The following is a 17,998-nucleotide window of genomic DNA, read 5'->3' as shown; positions in this document are numbered from 1 at the left end:
CACGCCCGCGGGCGCAGGCGCGGCGGCGCCGACCGGCGCTGCGGACCGCGCGCCCGGCCTGACCTTCGGCAGGGGAGGGCGGCGATGCTGCGTGCTACGGTGCGGCGCTGTCCTTCCACGGATCCGAACATGTCCTCACTCGCACACGCCTGCCTGATCGCCGGCCTGCTCGCCGCCGGCACCGCCGCGGCCAAGGAAACCGCGATGCCCCAAGACCCTTACGCCTGGCTCGAAGACGTCACCGGCACCAAGGCGCTGGACTGGGTCAAGGCGCAGAACGCCAAGACCGAGGCGCGGCTGGCCGAGACCCCCGCCTTCAAGGCCCGCGAGGCCGGCATCCGCGAGGTGCTGGATTCCGACGCCAAGATTCCGGCCGTGCAGAAGATCGGCCCGTACTACTACAACCTGTGGAAGGACCGCGCCCACGAGCGCGGCCTGTGGCGCCGCACCACCCTGGACGAGTACCGCAAGCCCGAGCCGAAGTGGGAGACGGTGCTGGACCTCGACGCGCTGAACAAGGCCGAGGGCGAGAACTGGGTGTGGCATGGCGCCAACTGCCTGCGCCCGGAGTACCGCCGCTGCCTGATCGCGCTGTCGCGCGGCGGCGCCGACGCCGACGTCACCCGCGAGTTCGACCTGAGCACCAAGCAGTGGATCAAGGACGGCTTCTTCCGGCCCGAGGCCAAGGGCGGCCTGAGCTGGATCGATGCCGACACCGTCTACCTGTACACCGACTTCGGCCCCGGCTCGCTGACCAGCTCCGGCTACCCGCGCATCGTCAAGCAGTGGAAGCGCGGCACCCCGATGACCAGCGCCACCCTGGTCTACGAGGGCAAGCCGGACGACATGTACATCGCCGCGATGCACGACGACACGCCCGGCTACGAGCGCGATTTCGTCAGCCGCACGCTGGCCTTCTACAACGACGAGATGTACCTGCGCGGCGCCGACGGCCGCCTGACCAAGATCGACGTGCCCAACTCGGCCAACAAGGGCGTGCACCGCCAGTGGCTGACCCTGGAACTGCGCGATCCGTGGACGGTGGGCGGCACGACCTACCCGGCCGGTGCGCTGCTGGCGACCAAGTTCGACGACTTCATGGCCGGCAAGCGCGACTTCCAGGTGCTGTTCACGCCCACCGAGACCGCCTCGCTGGCGTCCTTCGCCTGGACCAAGTCGCGGTTGGTGCTGAACGTGCTCGACGACGTCAAGAGCCGCCTGTGGGTGCTGACCCCGGGCGAGGGCGAATGGGCGCGTGCAGCGTTCCCGGTCGGCGACCTGGCCTTCGGCAGCACCAGCGTCGATGCGGTCGATGCCGACGAGAACGACCAGGTGTGGCTGACTTCCACCGACTTCCTGACCCCGACCACGCTGATGCTGGCCGACGTGCAGCGCGGGCCGAAGAGCATCGAGACGCTGAAGGCGATGCCGAGCTTCTTCGACGCCTCAAAGGACGAGATCGAGCAGCACTTCGCGGTGTCCAAGGACGGCACCAAGGTGCCGTACTTCCTGGTCCGGCCCAAGCAGCTCAAGGCCGACGGCAGCGCGCCGACCCTGCTGTACGCCTACGGCGGCTTCGAGATCTCGATGACCCCGTTCTACTCCGGCAGCCTGGGCCGCGCCTGGCTCGACCAGGGTGGCGTGTACGCGCTGGCCAACATCCGCGGCGGCGGCGAGTACGGCCCGCGCTGGCACCAGGCGGCGCTGAAGCAGAACCGGCACAAGGCCTACGAGGACATGGCGGCGGTGGCGCAGGACCTGGTCGCGCGCAAGATCACCTCGGCCAAGCACCTGGGCGTGCAGGGCGGCAGCAACGGCGGGCTGATGGCCGGCAACATGCTGATGCAGTACCCGCAGCTGTTCGGCGCGGTGGTGGTGCAGGTGCCGCTGCTGGACATGAAGCGCTACAGCCACCTGCTGGCCGGCGCCTCGTGGATGGCCGAGTACGGCAACCCGGACACCGACGACTGGAAGTTCATCCAGACCTTCTCGCCGTATCACCTGTTCGACCCGAAGAAGACCTATCCGCCGGTGATCTTCCTGACCTCGACCCGCGACGACCGCGTGCACCCGGGCCATGCGCGGAAGATGGCGGCGAAGATGATCGACGCCGGCAAGGACGTGACCTACTACGAGAACATCGAAGGCGGTCATGGCGGCGCGGCCAACAATGCGCAGGCGGCGCACATGCAGGCGCTGGCGTACAGCTTCCTGTGGGAGCGGTTGTCCAAGTGAGTGGTGTGGTCCGCGTCCCGGCTGGGGCGCGGACCATCTCCTGGCCTGGCGCGCCATCCAATGAGCGGCCGAGCCTGCGCGCAATGCGTTGCGTCACGATCGCGCCGGCATTGTCCGCGTTCTCAAGGTGATCTCAGGGCGTCGCCGCAGCGGGTGCTCAGGCCCCGTCGGCCAACGACTTGACCAGGGTCAGCGAACGGACTTCATAACCCAGTTCTTCGTAAACGTGCAGTGCGTGGGTGTTGAAGGCCCAGACATTCAGGCGCATTTCGACACCGCCGCGCAGCGCCACCCACTCGTGCGCACGCTGCATCAGCGCCGGGCCGATCCCCTGGCCGCGATGGCGTTGGGTGATGCCCACGCTGCCCACCCGGCCGAAGCGCATGGGCTGCAGCAGTGAGTGCGATTCCGACACCATGCCGACCGTGACGAAACCGACGAGGACGCCCTGCGCTTCGGCGACGAGGGTGGTGGCATTGTCCTGGCCGATGCTGCGCTTCCAGTGCGCCACGTCGCGGCCCGCATCGCCCGGGCCGGCGAAGATGTGGGGAAACGCGTCATGGTGGACAGCGTTCACTTCCTCGCCGAGCGCGCAGATGGCAGCCAGATCGGATTCGATGGCTTCGCGATAGATGAGCAAGGCTGGCTTCACTCGCGTCTCCCCCGCCGCTGGTCGCCTCAGCGCGCCCAGCGCCCCAGCCCGCGCGCGATCCGCGCCACCGCCTCCTGCAGTCGTGGCAGGCTCTGGGTATAGGCGATGCGCACGTGCTGGCGTGCGCGATGGCGACCGAAATCCACGCCCGGGGTGAACGCGACGTGCTCGGTTTCCAGGAAGTGCGCGCAGAAGGCCTGCGCGTCGTCGGTGAAATCGGACACGTCGGCGTACAGGTAGAACGCGCCCTCCGGCTCGACGTCGATGCGGAAGCCGAGCGCACGCAGCGCTGGCAGCAGGTAGTCGCGGCGCTGCGCGAACTCGGCGCGGCGCGCTTCCAGGATCTGCAGCGTTTCCGGCAGGAAGCAGGCCAGCGCCGCGTGCTGGGCGATGCTGGGCGCGCTGATGTACAGGTTCTGCGCCAGCTTCTCCAGCGACGGCACTGCCGCGCGCGGCGCCACCAGCCAGCCGAGGCGCCAGCCGGTCATGCCGAAGTACTTGGAGAAGCTGTTGAGCACGTAGGCGTCGTCGTCGACCTCCAGCACGCTGGGTGCGTCGATGCCGTAGCTCAGGCCATGGTAGATCTCGTCCACCACCAGGTGCCCGCCGCGAGCGTGCAGCGTCTGCGACAGCGCCGCCAGTTCGGCGCGCGACAGCACGGTGCCGGTGGGATTGGCCGGCGACGCCACCAGCGCGCCGACGCTGTCCGCGTTCCAGTGCCGCTGCAGCAGCTCCGGGGTCAGCTGGTAGCGGCTGTCCGGACCGACCGGCACCAATTGCGCGGCACCTTCGACCAAGCGCAGAAAGTGGCGATTGCACGGGTAGCCGGGGTCGGCCATCAGCCAGTGGCGGCCCGGATCGACCAGCAGCGCGCTGGCCAGCAGCAGCGCGCCGGAGCCGCCGGGGGTGATCAGGATGCGCGCCGGGTCCAGGTCGACGTCGTGGCGCTGCCGGTAGAAGTCCGCCAGCGCCTGGCGCAGGGCCGGCAGGCCGCGCGCAGCGGTGTAGCGGGTATGGCCGGCAGCCAGCGCGGCCTGGCCGGCGGCGACGATCGGCGCGGCGGTGGTGAAGTCCGGCTCGCCGATTTCCAGGTGGATCACGTCGTGGCCGGCCTGTTCCAGTTCGTTGGCGCGGGCCAGCAAGGCCATCACGTGGAAGGGTTCGATCTCGCGGCTGCGCCGGCTGTAGCCGGACGCGGCGGGCGAGGCGCTGAGGGGGTCGCCGGGAAGGGAAGCCATGCGGCCGATGATAGAGGAGCGTGTTCCCGAGCGTGTTAGCCGCGTCCAGTCGGCGAGGTCCGGCAGATTGCGCGGTGGCTGTGGCGGCGCGACCCGGGATGGGCGCTGGACCTGGGCGAATCGGGCGTGGGTCGGGGCCGTGCACCCCCGTGCATCTGGCGTTGCTTTCCTGGCGGTCGATCGTGTGCGGTGCGATGCGGCGCCATTCGGCTTCGCTGGCCACGGCTGCCCGCCGCGATGCCATCGCGGCACCACGGCCCGCCGATTGCCCTGCGTCGCAGGCTGCACTGCCTCGGCACGCTTGCCACGGCGCAGCGTTGCAGGGAGACTCGGCCGGCACTGCGCGGCGCCCGCCCGCTGCCGCCGCCCGGCCAAGGCGGCGCGTCCCGTTGCGTTACTGCCGCCGGAGCCCCATTAGATGCCTCACCGCCCCTTGCTAGCGAGCCTTGTCCTGCTCATGACCGCCTCCTTCGCTTCCTCCGCCTCCGCCGCCGCGGCCACCCCGCCGCATCCGGCCAAGCAGCCGCACGCGGTCAAGGCGCCGTTCGGCGCCGTTCGCCAGGACGCCTACTACTGGCTGCGCGACGACGCGCGCAAGAACCCGCAGATGCTGGCCTATCTCAACGCCGAGAACGCCTACGCCGACCAGGTGCTGAAGCCGCTGCAGCCGCTGGAAGACCGGCTGTACGAGGAGATCGTCGGCCGCATCAAGCAGGACGACAGCAGCGTGCCGTACCGCGAGCGCGGCTACTGGTATTACACCCGCTACGAGAGCGGCAAGGACTACCCGATCCAGGCGCGCCGCAAGGGCAGCATGGAGGCACCGGAGGAGATCCTGCTCGACGTCAACGCCATGGCCGCCGGCAAGGGCTATTTCAGCGTCGGCGACGCGGCGGTCAGTCAGGACAATCGCATCCTGGCCTGGACCGAGGACGACGTCGGTCGTCGCCAGTACGTGGTGCGCTTCAAGAACCTGGACACCGGCGAGGTCTATGCCGACCGCATTCCCGGCGTGTCGCCGGACGTGGTCTGGGCCGACGACAACAAGACCCTGTTCTACGTCGAGAACGACCCGGAGACGCTGCTGACCGTGCGGGTCAAGAAGCACGTGCTCGGCACGCCCGCCGCGCAGGACGCGCTGGTGTACGAGGAGAAGGACGACAGCTTCTACATGGGCGTGGGCCGCACCCGCGACGACAAGTACATCGTCATCGGCGTCGAAAGCACCGTGTCCTCCGAGCAGCGCTACGCGCCGGCCGCCGATCCGCAGCGCTTCACCGTGCTGGCGCCGCGCGAGCGCGACGTCGAGTACCACGCCGATCATTTCGACGGCCGCTGGGTGATCCGCACCAACTGGAAGGCCAAGAACTACGCGCTGATGACCGCGCCCGATGGTGCTACCTCGCGCGACCAGTGGCAGAGCTGGCTGCCCTACGACGAAAAGGTGTTCATCGACGGCTTCGAACTGTTCGACGGCTTCACCGCCATCGCCGAGCGCTCCGACGGCCTGGAGCGGATCCGCCTGCACTTCGCCGACGGCAAGGAGGAATACGTCAAGGCCGACGAGCCGGCGTACTCGATGGGCCTGTCGATCAATGCCGAGCCGGACACGCCGTGGCTGCGCTACAGCTACACCTCGCTGACCACCCCGGCCACCACCTACGAACTCAACACCCGCACCGGCGAGCGCAAGCTGCTCAAGCAGCAGCCGGTGATCGGCTACGACGCCAGCAAGTACCAGACCGAACGCGTCTGGGTGACCGCGCGCGACGGGGTCAAGGTGCCGGTGTCGCTGGTCTACAAGAAGGGCTTCAAGAAGGATGGCAGCGCCGCGCTGTACCAGTACGCCTACGGCAGCTACGGCATGTCCACCGATCCGGCGTTCAACCTGCCGGTGGTGAGCCTGCTCGACCGTGGCGTGGTCTACGCCATCGCGCACATCCGCGGCGGCCAGGAAATGGGCCGCGACTGGTACGACCAGGGCAAGCTGCTGCACAAGAAGAACACCTTCAACGACTTCATCGACGTCACCCGCGGGCTGGTGCAGCAGGGTTACGCCGCCCCGGATCGCGTCGCCGCGGCCGGCGGCAGCGCCGGCGGCCTGCTGATGGGCGCGGTGGCCAACATGGCGCCCAAGGACTACCGCGTGCTGGTGGCGCAGGTGCCGTTTGTGGACGTGGTGACCACCATGCTCGACCCGAGCATTCCGCTGACCACCAACGAGTACGACGAGTGGGGCAATCCGGAGCAGAAGGCGTACTACGACTACATGCTCAGCTACTCGCCCTACGACAACGTCAGCCGCCAGGCCTACCCGGCGATGTACGTCGGCACCGGCCTGTGGGATTCGCAGGTGCAGTACTGGGAGCCGGCCAAGTGGGTGGCCAAGCTGCGCGAGAACGACACCGGCAGCCAGCCGATCGTGTTCCGCGTCAACATGGAAGCCGGCCACGGCGGCAAGTCCGGCCGCTTCCGTCGCTACCGCGAAATGGCCGAGTCCTATGCCTTCATGCTGGACCAGCTGGGCGTGGAGCAGCCGACCAAGTGAGGGCCATGCGCATCGGCCGGCCTGCGGGCTGGCCGATGCGCAGGTGGTGCGGCTGGCGTGAGGCCGGCCCATCCCGATGTTTGGTTGGATGTCGGATGGCCTGTGGCTTCACCCGTCGCGGCTGAAGCCGCTCCCACAGTGAGCATGCCGGCCGAGTCGGACCTGAAGGTCGATGGCGGTGCGCCATGCCATGCAGCAGCGTTGACGGCTTGGCAATGCCTTGTGGGAGGGACTTCGGTCCTGACTGCGCCAAGGTCGGACAAGCCGAAGGCTTCGCTCGTCGCGGCCGAAGCCGCTCCTGCGGTAGGCGGGTCGCTGGTGTCCTATGCGAGGGTCGTCAGCGGTGCTGATGGTCTGGTCACTCCTTGTGGGAGGGACTTCAGTCCCGACTGCTGTGAGATCAGACGCACCAGTGGCTTCGCGCGTCGCGGCTGAAGCCGCTCCCACAGTGAGCATGACGGCCGAGTCGGACCTGAAGGGTCGATGGGCTGATGCGCCATGCCATGCAGCAGCGCTGACGGCTTGGCAATGCCTTGTGGGATGGACTTCAGTCCCGACTGCAAAGAGTCGGACGCACCGGTGGCTTCTTCCATCGCGGCCGAAGCGGCTCCCACAGCCGCTGCCGCACGGCTACCTCGGTTGCGTCGGCGGGTGGTCGCCACCTGCCCGCGCCAGCGCAGGCTTATCATGCCGCCATGCGCACGCACTCCCGTTTCCGCTGGGCCTGGTGGCTGCTGGCCTATGCCAGCCTGGCGACCGGCATCGTCGGCATCTTCGTGCCGGGCTTGCCGACCACGGTGTTCGTGCTGATTGCCGCTTACGCCGCCGCGCGCGGTTCGCCGCGGCTGCGCCGGCGTCTGCTGCGCGATCCGCGTTTCGGCCGCAGCATCCGCGACTGGGAACGGCATGGCGCGGTCAGCCGCCGCGGCAAGTGGATGGCGACGCTGACCATGGCCGCGTGCGCGCTGGTGCTGCTGCTGTTCGTGCACCGGCTGTGGGTGCAGGTGCTGGCGATCGGCTGCATGAGCGCGGTGGCGCTGTGGCTGTGGTGGCGGCCGGAACCGCCGCGCGCGTGAGCGTGCTGCGGCGTGCGACCGCGGCACAGCCGGTTCATGGCGGTATGGCTATACTCGGGGCATGAGCACATCGTCCTCTTCTCCGATCCGTCTCGTCCTCTCCGCCGCTGCGCTGCTGGCCCTGGCCGGCTGCGGCAACAAGGGCCCGCTGGTGATGCCGCAGAAGCCGGTGCCGGTGGAAGCCGCGCCCGCCACGCCCGCGCCGGATGCGACGCCGCCGGCGACCACCGATCCCGCCGGGCAGGCACAGCCGGTGGATGGGCAGCGCCCGCCGGCCAACGACACCACCATGCCCACCAATGGGAATGAGTGAGGCCCGCCACGACGCGCGCCTGCGTTTCAGCAAGATGCAGGGCGCGGGCAACGATTTCGTGGTGCTCGACCTGCGCGACGGCACCCCGCCGCCGGACGCCGCACTGGCGGTGCGCCTGGCCGACCGCCACTTCGGCGTCGGCTGCGATCAGATCCTGACCATCGAACCGCCGCGCGACGCCGCGGCGGTCGCCAGCTACCGCATCTGGAACACCGACGGCAGCGCCGCCGGGCAATGCGGCAACGGCGCACGCTGCGTCGCGGCCTGGCTGGTGCGCGACGGCAGTGCGCCGGCCGCGGACGATTTCGTCATCGAAAGCCCCGCCGGCAGTCACCACATCACCCGCAGCGCCACCGGCGAATTCGCCGTGGCGATGGGCGTGCCGCGCTTCGCGCCGGAGGACGTGCCGCTGGTCGGCTTCCCGCGTGCGCGCGACGAATACGTGCTGCCGCTGCAGGGCGGCAGCGTGCGCTTCGGCGCGGTGTCGATGGGCAACCCGCACGCGGTGCTGGAAGTGGGCCTGGTCGATGCGGCACCGGTGGAACGCCTGGGTCCGTTGCTGCAGCAGCACGCCTCGTTCCCGGATTCGGTCAACGTCGGCTTCGTGCAGGTGATCGACCGCGGCCACCTGCGCCTGCGCGTGTACGAGCGCGGCGTCGGCGAGACCCTGGCCTGCGGCAGCGGCGCCTGCGCGGCGGCCGCGGTGATGATGCAGCGCGGCCGGGTGGAGCGCGACGTGCGCGTCAGCCTGCCGGGCGGCGAACTGCGCGTGCAATGGCCGGAAGACACCGCATCGGTGGTGATGTCCGGGCCGGCGACGTTCGTCTTCGATGGAGAATGGATCCGATGAGCGACAGCCAGGACAAGATCGGTGCGCACGAGGTGGCGGCGTGGCTGCGGCGCCATCCCGGCTTTCTCAAACAGTTTCCCGACCTGGCGCTGACCCTGGTGGTACCGCGCGACGACGGCCCGACCGCGTCGCTGGCCAGCTACCAGCTGGAAGTGCTGCGCGACAAGAACCGCGAACTGTCGCGGCGGCTGGCCGACCTGGCCGCCAACGCGCAGGTCAACGAGCGGCTGGCGGTGCGCACCCATCAGTTGACCCTGGCGCTGATGCGCCAGCGCAGCGCCGCCGACAGCGTGCGCGCGATGGCCGCGTCGCTGCAGGAGGATTTCCAGGGCGACCTGGTCAGCATCGTGCTGCTGCAGCCCTTGCCCGGCCTGGAACAGGCGCCGTGGCTGCAGGTGCTGGCGGCCGACGATCCGCGGCTGGCGCCGTTCCGCGATTGCCTGAAGGACGGCGAGCCGATCTGCGGCCGCCTGCAACCGGAAAAGCAGGCGCTGCTGTACGGCGAGCGCGTGGACGAAGTGCAATCCACCGCGCTGCTGCCGCTGCCCGGCCTGGGCCTGATCGCGGTCGGCAGCCGCGACCCGAACCGGTTCTATCCCGGCATGGGTACCTTGTTCCTGCGCATGATGGGCGAAGCGCTGGCGGTGGCGTTGCAGCGATGAGTGGGGCCGGGACTCGGGATCCGGGACCCGGGGCCCGGGACAGCGCCGGAACCGGCGCTGCCGATCATCAGGCCGGGCAGGGCAGTGCTGGCATCGCGAGCGAGGCCACGTCTCCCGGGTCCCGGGTCCCGGGTCCCGCGTCCCGGTTCCTCGCCTACCTGCAGGTCGAGCGGCGCATGTCCGCGCATACCCTGGACGCGTACCGGCGCGACCTGGCAGCGCTGGAGGCGTGGGCGGCGGCCAACCTGCTCGGCGAACCCGCCGCGCTCGATGCCGCGCAACTGCGTAATTTCATCGCCGCCGAACACCGTCGCGGGCTGTCGCCCAAGAGCCTGCAGCGGCGGTTGTCGGCGTGCCGCAGCTTCTATGCGTGGCTGCTCAAGCACGGCTATATCGCCACCAGCCCGGCCGCGGCACTGCGCGCGCCGAAGGCACCGCGCAAACTGCCGCAGGTGCTCGACGCCGACGAGGCGGTGCGCCTGGTCGAAGTGCCGACCGATGCGCCGCTGGGCCTGCGCGACCGCGCGCTGCTGGAGCTGTTCTATTCCTCCGGCCTGCGCCTGAGCGAACTGTGCGCGCTGCGCTGGCGCGATCTGGATTTCGTCGCCGGCATGGTCAGCGTGCTGGGCAAGGGCAACAAGCAGCGGCTGGTGCCGGTCGGCTCGCACGCGCGCGCCGCGTTGCTGGCGTGGCGCGAGGAAAGCCGGGGCGAGGCCGCCGCGCCGGTGTTCCCGGGCCGCGGCGGGGCGCCGATCGGTGCGCGCGCGGTACAGATCCGCATCAAGCAACTGGCCGGGCGCCAGGGCCTGTTCAAGCACGTGCATCCGCACATGCTGCGGCACAGTTTCGCCAGCCACATCCTGGAATCCTCCGGCGACCTGCGCGGCGTGCAGGAACTGCTCGGCCATGCCGACATCGCCACCACGCAGATCTACACGCATCTGGACTTCCAGCACCTGGCCAAGGTCTACGACGCATCGCACCCGCGGGCCAAGCGCAAGTCCTGAGCGCCGCATCGCGTCCGCGCTTGTTCTGGATCAAGGCGAGTCGGCGAAGGCGGGACGACACTGCCCTCCCACGTTGCGAGGGCTCACCGATGGCCAAACCCTTTCCGCTGGCGCCGCGCCGCCCCGAACGGCTGTGCTGGGGCTGCGACCGCGATTGCGCGGCACACGACCTGGCCTGCGGCAACGGCGCCGGGCGCACCCTGCATCCGATCGAAACCCAGGGCGAGGACTGGTACGTCGCGTGGGGTATCGCTGCCGATCCGGCACGGCCGGCGCATGCCCGGCTCGGCGACGCTTGAACCGCGCGTCGCCAGCCCCCACACCTGAGTCATCGCTCCGGAGGCCGCATGGATCCCAGTCAGAACCCCAATGTTTTCCACGCCACCACGATTCTGTCGGTGCGCCGCGATGGTCGTGTCGCCGTGGCCGGCGACGGCCAGGTGACCCTGGGCCACACTGTGATGAAGGGCAATGCGCGCAAGGTGCGCCGGCTCGGCCGCGAGGGTCAGGTGCTGGCCGGATTCGCCGGCGCCGCCGCCGATGCATTCACCCTGTTCGAACTGTTCGAGGCCAAGCTGGAGAAGCACGGCCAGCTGACCCGCGCCGCAGTGGAGCTGGCCAAGGATTGGCGCACCGAGCGCCGCCTCGGCAAGCTCGAGGCGCTGCTGGCAGTCGCCGACAAGGAAACCTCGCTGATCATCAGCGGCACCGGCGATGTGATCGAACCGGAGGACGGCATCATCGCCATCGGCTCCGGTGGTTCCTACGCCTTGTCGGCGGCGCGCGCGCTGCTCGGCCACACCACGCTGGACGCGCGCACCATCGCCGTCGAAGCGCTGAACATCGCCGGCGACATCTGCATCTACACCAATCGCAACGTGGTGGTGGAAGAGCTGTGAATCGGGGATGGGGACTGGGGAATCGCAACAGCGGTTCCCGTCTCCGTCACCGATGACGCCTGCTTTCCCATTCCCGATTCTCCATTCCCGATTCCCTCTTCGATTTCCCGACCATGACCGATACCCATAGCACCATGACCCCGCGCGAGATCGTGCAGGAGCTGGACCGCCACATCGTCGGCCAGCACGAGGCCAAGCGCGCGGTGGCGATCGCGCTGCGCAACCGCTGGCGGCGCATGCAGTTGCCCGATGCGCTGCGCAACGAAGTGATGCCGAAGAACATCCTGATGATCGGCCCCACCGGCGTCGGCAAGACCGAGATCGCGCGGCGCCTGGCGACGCTGGCCAATGCGCCGTTCGTCAAGGTCGAGGCGACCCGCTTCACCGAGGTCGGCTACGTCGGCAAGGATGTGGAGCAGATCGTGCGCGACCTGGCCGATACCGCGGTCAAGCTGTACCGCGAGCAGGCCAAGACCCGCGTGCGCACGCAGGCCGAGGAGCGCGCCGAAGACCGCATCCTCGATGCGTTGCTGCCGCGGCGCAGCGCCGGCATCGGCTTCGATCCGGAAGCCGCACGCAACGAGCCCTCGGCGCAGGACAGCGACACCCGCAGCAAGTTCCGGCGCATGCTGCGTGCCGGCGAACTGGACGAGCGCGAGATCGAACTGGATGTCGCGGTCAACGTCAGCATGGACATCATGACCCCGCCGGGCATGGAGGAAATGGGCCAGCAGTTGCGGCAGATGTTCTCCAACCTCGGTGGCGGCAAGTCGCAGTCGCGCAAGCTGACCATCAAGGCCGCGCGGCCGCTGCTGATCGAGGAAGAGGCCGGCAAGCTGGTCAACGAGGACGATGTGCGCGCCGCGGCGATCGATGCCTGCGAACAGCACGGCATCGTGTTCATCGACGAGATCGACAAGGTGGCCAAGCGCAGCGAGGCCGGCGCCACCGGCGGCGACGTCTCGCGCGAAGGCGTGCAGCGCGATCTGCTGCCGCTGGTGGAAGGCTCCAACGTCAGCACCAAGTACGGCACGGTCAAGACCGACCACATCCTGTTCATCGCCTCCGGCGCGTTCCATCTCGCCAAGCCCAGCGATCTGATCCCGGAGCTGCAGGGCCGTTTCCCGATCCGGGTAGAACTGTCGGCGCTGTCGAAGGACGACTTCATCCGCATCCTCACCGAGCCGAAAGCGGCGCTGACCAAGCAGTACGAAGCGCTGTTGCTGACCGAGGGCGTGAGCCTGCGCTTCACCGACGACGCCATCGCGCGCCTGGCGGAGATCGCGTTCCTGGTCAACGAGCGCCAGGAGAACATCGGCGCGCGGCGCCTGCACACCGTGCTCGAGCGCCTGCTCGACACGCTGAGCTACGAAGCCCCGGACCGCGATGGGCAGAGCGTCACCGTGGACGCGGCCTATGTCGATGCGCACCTGGGCGAGCTGGTGCAGGACCCGGATCTGAGTCGGTACATCCTGTAATTCCGGGTCGACGCACGCCCGCGATGCGTTCCCCTTTGTGGGAGTCAACTGTCATGCAACCACGACGAACTGCGTAGGCGGACGATCTGGCCTCGGAAGCCGTCGTGCCTGATCCCACAAAAGGGGACGAAGGTCCCTCCCACATCGCGCCCGGACAGCGATCACCACGAGTCCGTGTGGGAGTCGCGGTCGCTTGGCTTTGGCTCTTGCCCTTGCCCTTGCTTTTGACTTACTGGGTTCCCTTCCGAAGCGGCGGCCATCGCGGGGAAACACCCGAAGGGCGGCGTACATGGATGTACGCCGTCCGCGGCAGGGGCAGGATGCCCCTTCCGCGGATCCCCGTGAGCATCGCGGACCCGGAGCGCGTTAGCGCGGAGGGCGCGAGGCAGGGCGCGCTTGACCAGCCTTCGGCTGTGGTAAAGCGCTTCTTTTGGTTACTTTTTCTTTGCGCGAGCAAAGAAAAGTAACTCGCCCGTAAGGGCGAAAGCCTTTGCTTTCGCTTGAGATTTGCGTGTCGGACGAAAAGAAGAACCGTAGACATAACGCCATCAGGGCTCCATGTCCAGATACAAGGAGCGACTTCCGTCGTGACGGGACTTGCCGGTAAGGCCTCGTCGCGACTGGGATCCCACAAAAGGGGACGAGAATCGCTCCGACAGGAGAGCGTGCCGCAGGCCGGGGTATGTTTCCCGCAGCGCCAAGACGGCGTGGGCGATCCCGGCCACCCCCGCCGCGTTCAATACAGCGGCGTGCCCGCCTTGTACGCGGCCACGAACGATTGCCAGTCCAGTTGCACCTGCGCGGCGTAGTCGAACGCGAACTGGCGCAGTTCCGATTTCAGGCCGCTCTTGCTGCTGGCCGCTTGGTCGATCTGCTTGTCGATGCTGTAGGGCACCACGTTCGGGTCGTAGTCCTGGTCGGCCAGCGCATGCGCCGAGGCCAGGGCCTGACCCAGGTAGGTGGCGGCGGTGGCGAGCTTGCCGGCGCTGTCCAGCGCGGTCGGGTCCAGGTCCTGCTGGAACGGGGATTTCTCGTGCACGTAGAACGGGGTGCCGTCGACGCTGGCGTAGCCGACCAGCACGTCGGCGTCGATGGTCTGCGCCTTGGCGGTGCGCGCCACCCGCGCGCCCTCGTTGTTGTCGTAGGTGGAGGCCGGCATCTGCGACGGCGCGGCCACGGCGACCACGCTGGCCGCTTCCTGCTTCCACTCCAGGATCACGTCGTCGCTGGCCGACGCGCTCGGGCCTTCGATCAGCACGTACAGGCGCAGGCGACCGAGGCTGCCGGTGCCCGAGCCCAGCTTCTGGCGCACGTCCTTGATGCTGTAGTAGCTGGCCGCATAACGCTTGGCCGCGGCGATCGAGCCGATGTAGCCGTTCATCGCCGCGGCCACCGCCGAGGCGGTGCCGGCGTCCACCGCGACCAGGTTGTCCAGGTTCTGGAACTGGCGCTTGCCGCCGTTGACCACCGTGTACTTGGACAGCAGGCTGCTGCGGCTCTTGCCGTCGGCGCTGTCGATGATCTTGGCCACCGCGCCGCTGGTGTTGCGCTTGCTCAGCTGGAAGCTTTCTTCGGCGTCGCTGCCGCGGAAATCGGCGATCTTGTCCAGGTAGGCGCCGACCATGGTGTCGATGGCGTCGCCGATGTCGCTGTCGGACAGGCCGTTGTCGCGCCCGGCCAGGACCATGCTCGCGGCCAGCCGGCGCAGGTCCCACACGTACTGGCCGAGGTGGCCTTCGTCGAAGTCGGCGACCTTGAACACCGCCTTGCCGCTGCTGTCGCGCGCGGCATCGAAGTTGCCGAGGTGGGTGTCGCCGCCGAGCCAGGTGTAGCCGGTCTGCGGCGAGGTCCACAGCGAGCCCGGCAGGGTTTTCATGTCCTGGTAGAAAATGTGGTCGGTGCCGCGGTAGAAGGCGTAGGCACCGGTGGCCATGGTCGCCATCTTGGTATCCAGCTCGGCGCGCTGCGCGGCGTAGGGATGGTTGTAGTCGTGGATCTGCTGCACCACCCAGGCGTCGCGCTTGCTCGCCGCGGTCGCGCATCCGGCGCAGGCGGCAAGGGTCAGGCCGATCAGCAGCAACTGCGGCAGGCGGGTGGACATCGCAGGTCTCCAGGCGCGAACGAGGGAACCGGCAGTCGACCACGCCTGCATTGCACGCGGATGAACCTAGAAGTAGCGCAGCCAGCCCAGGTCGCGGCGCCGCGCCTTCAGCCGCGCGAACGCGGCGGTGGGCCAGTACAGGGCCAGACCCAGCAAGGCGGCGATCGCCCACAGCGCGGCCACGCTGTCCACGCCGAACAGGTCGCCCTGGTTGGCGCCCCACAGCGCCAGCGCGGCCAGGTAGGCGAGCTTCAGCACGTACAGGTGCAGCAGGTAGAAGAACATCGGCGCCGCGCCGATCGTCGCCAGCGGCGCCAGGGTACGGGCCACGGCGGGATGCTCGTACAGGCGCAGCAACAGCAGGCCCACGCCCAGGGTCAGCAGCAGGAACTGCAGCGACGGCGGGTACTTGGTGACGTTGAAGAAGCTCATCGCGGTATGCGCGAGGTCGTCCTGCGCCTGCCAGGGCGCATCGCCGTAGCCGTTGTGCCAACGCAGCAGGTGGAAGCCGGCCAGCGCGCCCAGCCCCCAGGCCAGCAGGCGCTGCTGGCGCTGCGCCGGCTCGGCGGCGGCGTCGTACCAGGGGCCGGCGGCGTAGCCGAGCGCGATCACCCCGATCCACGGCAGCACCGGGTAGGAGGTGCGCAGGCGCAGCTCGCCCAACTCTAGCCAGCGCCGGTTGTGCAGCACCGCCCAGACCGCCGCGAGCGGGCCGTCGCCCTGCACCTGCACATCGTCCAGCAGGTGGTGGCCGGCGACCAGCGCCGCGCCGAGCAGGGCCAGCGCCGGCCGCGGCAGCCACAGCAGTGCGGCCAGGGCGAGCATGCTCAGGCCGATCGCCCAGATCACCTGCAGGTACAGCGCCTGCGGCGGGAAGGCGCCGCTCCAGGCCAGGTTGACCAGGGTCAGCTCCAGCACGATCAGGAACAGGCCGCGCTTGAGCAGGAAGCGGGTGGCCGCCGCGCGTCCGTCGGCCTGCCGGGACGCGTACAGCCAGGCCGACAGGCCGGTGAGGAACACGAACACCGGTGCGCACAGGTGGGCGAGGGTGCGCGCGACGAACAGTGCCGGCGCCGTGCCCTCCACCTCCATCGGGTCGCCGACCGGGTGGTGCAGGTAGAAGGTCTCGCGCACGTGGTCGAGCAGCATCAGCAGCATCACCGTGCCGCGCAGCAGGTCGATCGAGGCCAGTCGCGCGGCGGGCGTCGCGGGAACGGCGAGGGAGGCGGGCGAAGCGAGGGCAACAGACGGCATGCGGAGCGATCGATGTCGATTTTGAAACAATATAACACTCGGGCGGCAGGGCCTTTTCCGCCGCTGCTGGCGCGGGGATTCTCAGGCTTGGCCGCGCCGGGGTGTTGGCGCGGCGGCAGCGAGGCTCGGGCGGGGCAAGCCGGCGCGCCAGGTCGGCGCCGGTCGGCAGGGCCTGGTGTCGGCCCGTGGGCGCGTCGGCGGGCGTCTGGCCTGGTGCGCCGAGCGCGGCGGGCCGCTCAGTCCTCGCCGATGTCCTCGTTCCACACGTCCGGGTGCGCGGCGATGAAGCCGCCGAGCAGGTCGATGCATTCCTGGCTGTGCAGGTCGATGACCTCCACGCCGCTCTCGCGCAGCCAGTCGATGCCGCCCTGGAAGGTCACCGATTCGCCGACCACCACGGTACCGATGTTGAACTGCCGCACCAGGCCGCTGCAGTACCAGCACGGCGCCAGCGTGGTGACCATGATGGTGTCCTTGTAGCGGCGCTGGCGCCCAGCCTTGCGGAAGGCATCGGTTTCGCCATGCACGGACGGGTCGCCCTCCTGCACGCGGCGGTTGTGGCCGCAGCCGAGCAGGCGGCCGTCGCGGTGGTACAGGGCGGCGCCGATCGGGATGCCGCCCTCGGCCAGGCCCTGGCGGGCTTCGGCGATGGCGGTGTCGAGCAGGGCGCGGTAGTCGGGCGTGGTCAGCATGGGATGGCCGGGGGAAGGGGAGTCGGCCGGCAGTCTGGCGCAGGCGGCTGGCGGCTGTCATCCCGGGCGGCGCTTCACCGGCACGGAGCGGCCGGCAGTGCGATAATCCGGGCATGAGCGAATCCCCCTACAAATCCGGCACCACCCATTTCGGCTTCCGCGACGTCGCCGCCAAGGACAAGCAGAAGCTGGTCGGCGAGGTCTTCACCTCGGTCGCCGGCAACTACGACCTGATGAATGACCTGATGAGCATGGGCATCCATCGGGTCTGGAAGCGCTATTTCGTCGCCACCGCGCAGGTCAAGCCGGGCGACCGCGTGCTCGACCTGGCCGGCGGCACCGGCGACATCGCCGCGCTGCTGAAGGACCGGGTCGGTGCCGACGGCGAGATCGTGCTGGGCGACATCAACGCCGGCATGCTCTCGGTGGGCCGCGACCGCCTCACCAACCGCGGCCTGGTCGCGGGCCTGGACTACGTGCAGTGCAACGCCGAGGCGCTGCCGTTCCCGGACCAGAGCTTCGACCTGGTGACCATCGCCTTCGGCCTGCGCAATGTCACCGACAAGGACGCCGCGCTGCGCGAGATGTACCGCGTGCTCAAGGTCGGCGGCCAGGCGCGGGTGCTGGAGTTCTCCGAAGTCACCGCCGACTGGTTCAAGCCGCTGTACGACTTCCATTCGTTCAAGGTGCTGCCGCGCCTGGGCCAACTGTTCGCCAAGGACGCCGACAGCTACCAGTACCTGGCCGAAAGCATCCGCAAGCATCCGCCGCAGGACGCGCTGAAGGCGATGATGGAAGAGGCCGGCTTCGCCCGCAGCCACTACAAGAACCTGACCGGCGGCATCGTGGCGATCCACTCGGGCTATAGGATTTAGAGCCGGGATTGGGGATTCGGGATTGGGGATTCGCAAAGGCGGGCGATCGGGTGCTGACTGATCGCCGCGCTGTGTCGTCCTTGTGGGAGGGACTTCAGTCCCGACGCGCGGTCCGGCG

Annotated in this window: 16 protein-coding genes; 11 read left to right on the top strand and 5 right to left on the bottom strand. The window is 69.0% G+C overall.

The genetic code is table 11. The features are described 5' to 3' along the window. Window positions 1-129 precede the first annotated feature (129 nt). Complete coding sequence (locus D588_RS0100885; RefSeq protein ID WP_017914638.1) at window positions 130-2,235, top strand: prolyl oligopeptidase family serine peptidase; 2,106 nt, start codon at window positions 130-132, stop codon at window positions 2,233-2,235. 157 nt (window positions 2,236-2,392) lie between these two features. Here D588_RS0100885 and D588_RS0100880 read toward each other — a convergent pair whose 3' ends face one another. Continuing rightward, window positions 2,393-2,875, bottom strand: coding sequence for a GNAT family N-acetyltransferase (locus D588_RS0100880; RefSeq protein WP_106404452.1), 483 nt, complete (start codon window positions 2,873-2,875; stop codon window positions 2,393-2,395). A 38-nt stretch (window positions 2,876-2,913) separates the two neighbouring features. Beyond that, entirely contained in the window at window positions 2,914-4,125 is a 1,212-nt protein-coding gene (locus D588_RS0100875; RefSeq protein ID WP_017914636.1) for a pyridoxal phosphate-dependent aminotransferase, read from the bottom strand. 457 nt (window positions 4,126-4,582) lie between these two features. Between D588_RS0100875 and D588_RS0100870 the strand changes: the two genes are divergently transcribed. The 9 genes from D588_RS0100870 to hslU all read left to right on the top strand — a co-directional run bounded on the left by D588_RS0100870 (window position 4,583) and on the right by hslU (window position 12,958). Continuing rightward, window positions 4,583-6,673 carry an oligopeptidase B gene (locus tag D588_RS0100870; RefSeq protein ID WP_017914635.1) on the top strand — a complete coding sequence of 697 codons (2,091 nt, stop codon included), beginning with the start codon at window positions 4,583-4,585 and terminating at the stop codon, window positions 6,671-6,673. A 695-nt stretch (window positions 6,674-7,368) separates the two neighbouring features. Then, window positions 7,369-7,749 carry a YbaN family protein gene (locus D588_RS0100865; RefSeq protein WP_017910007.1) on the top strand — a complete coding sequence of 127 codons (381 nt, stop codon included), beginning with the start codon at window positions 7,369-7,371 and terminating at the stop codon, window positions 7,747-7,749. A gap of 61 nt (window positions 7,750-7,810) precedes the next feature. Continuing rightward, the gene (locus tag D588_RS0100860) at window positions 7,811-8,062 is read left to right on the top strand and encodes a lipoprotein (protein WP_017914634.1); all 252 of its coding nucleotides are present in this window, start codon (window positions 7,811-7,813) and stop codon (window positions 8,060-8,062) included. Then, window positions 8,055-8,912 (top strand): diaminopimelate epimerase, encoded by an 858-nt coding sequence (dapF, locus tag D588_RS0100855; protein ID WP_017914633.1) that lies wholly within the window; start codon window positions 8,055-8,057, stop codon window positions 8,910-8,912. Before D588_RS0100860 ends, dapF begins: the two co-directional genes overlap by 8 nt. Beyond that, window positions 8,909-9,574 (top strand): DUF484 family protein, encoded by a 666-nt coding sequence (locus tag D588_RS0100850; RefSeq protein ID WP_026143225.1) that lies wholly within the window; start codon window positions 8,909-8,911, stop codon window positions 9,572-9,574. The genes dapF and D588_RS0100850 overlap by 4 nt, the downstream gene beginning before the upstream one ends. Window positions 9,575-9,666: 92 nt before the next feature. Next, entirely contained in the window at window positions 9,667-10,581 is a 915-nt protein-coding gene (xerC, locus tag D588_RS0100845) for a tyrosine recombinase XerC (RefSeq protein ID WP_081613439.1), read from the top strand. An 89-nt stretch (window positions 10,582-10,670) separates the two neighbouring features. Continuing rightward, window positions 10,671-10,880 carry a DUF3079 domain-containing protein gene (locus tag D588_RS0100840; RefSeq protein ID WP_017914631.1) on the top strand — a complete coding sequence of 70 codons (210 nt, stop codon included), beginning with the start codon at window positions 10,671-10,673 and terminating at the stop codon, window positions 10,878-10,880. A gap of 48 nt (window positions 10,881-10,928) precedes the next feature. Continuing rightward, on the top strand, window positions 10,929-11,480 hold the full coding sequence (hslV, locus tag D588_RS0100835; protein ID WP_010341232.1) for an ATP-dependent protease subunit HslV: 552 nt from the start codon (window positions 10,929-10,931) through the stop codon (window positions 11,478-11,480). A gap of 113 nt (window positions 11,481-11,593) precedes the next feature. Beyond that, window positions 11,594-12,958 carry an ATP-dependent protease ATPase subunit HslU gene (gene hslU, locus D588_RS0100830; RefSeq protein WP_017914630.1) on the top strand — a complete coding sequence of 455 codons (1,365 nt, stop codon included), beginning with the start codon at window positions 11,594-11,596 and terminating at the stop codon, window positions 12,956-12,958. Window positions 12,959-13,694: 736 nt separating this feature from the next. On the opposite strand, the gene D588_RS0100820 is transcribed toward hslU, so the two are convergent. The 3 genes from D588_RS0100820 to D588_RS0100810 form a co-directional block, all read right to left on the bottom strand. Continuing rightward, entirely contained in the window at window positions 13,695-15,059 is a 1,365-nt protein-coding gene (locus tag D588_RS0100820; RefSeq protein ID WP_017914628.1) for a DUF2252 family protein, read from the bottom strand. Between the two features lie 66 nt (window positions 15,060-15,125). Beyond that, window positions 15,126-16,313 (bottom strand): heparan-alpha-glucosaminide N-acetyltransferase domain-containing protein, encoded by a 1,188-nt coding sequence (locus D588_RS0100815; RefSeq protein ID WP_017914627.1) that lies wholly within the window; start codon window positions 16,311-16,313, stop codon window positions 15,126-15,128. 236 nt (window positions 16,314-16,549) lie between these two features. Then, window positions 16,550-17,005, bottom strand: coding sequence for a nucleoside deaminase (locus D588_RS0100810; RefSeq protein WP_010341927.1), 456 nt, complete (start codon window positions 17,003-17,005; stop codon window positions 16,550-16,552). A gap of 113 nt (window positions 17,006-17,118) precedes the next feature. Here D588_RS0100810 and ubiE point away from each other — a divergent pair, with 113 nt between their 5' ends. After that, window positions 17,119-17,880, top strand: coding sequence for a bifunctional demethylmenaquinone methyltransferase/2-methoxy-6-polyprenyl-1,4-benzoquinol methylase UbiE (ubiE, locus tag D588_RS0100805; RefSeq protein WP_017910016.1), 762 nt, complete (start codon window positions 17,119-17,121; stop codon window positions 17,878-17,880). Window positions 17,881-17,998: the final 118 nt, after the last annotated feature.

Source organism: Xanthomonas sp. SHU 308, assembly GCF_000364645.1.
In the GTDB taxonomy this organism is placed as follows: domain Bacteria; phylum Pseudomonadota; class Gammaproteobacteria; order Xanthomonadales; family Xanthomonadaceae; genus Xanthomonas_A; species Xanthomonas_A sontii.
The sequence above is the reverse complement of the archived record's forward strand: the minus strand, read 5'-3'. Positions and strand labels throughout refer to the sequence as shown.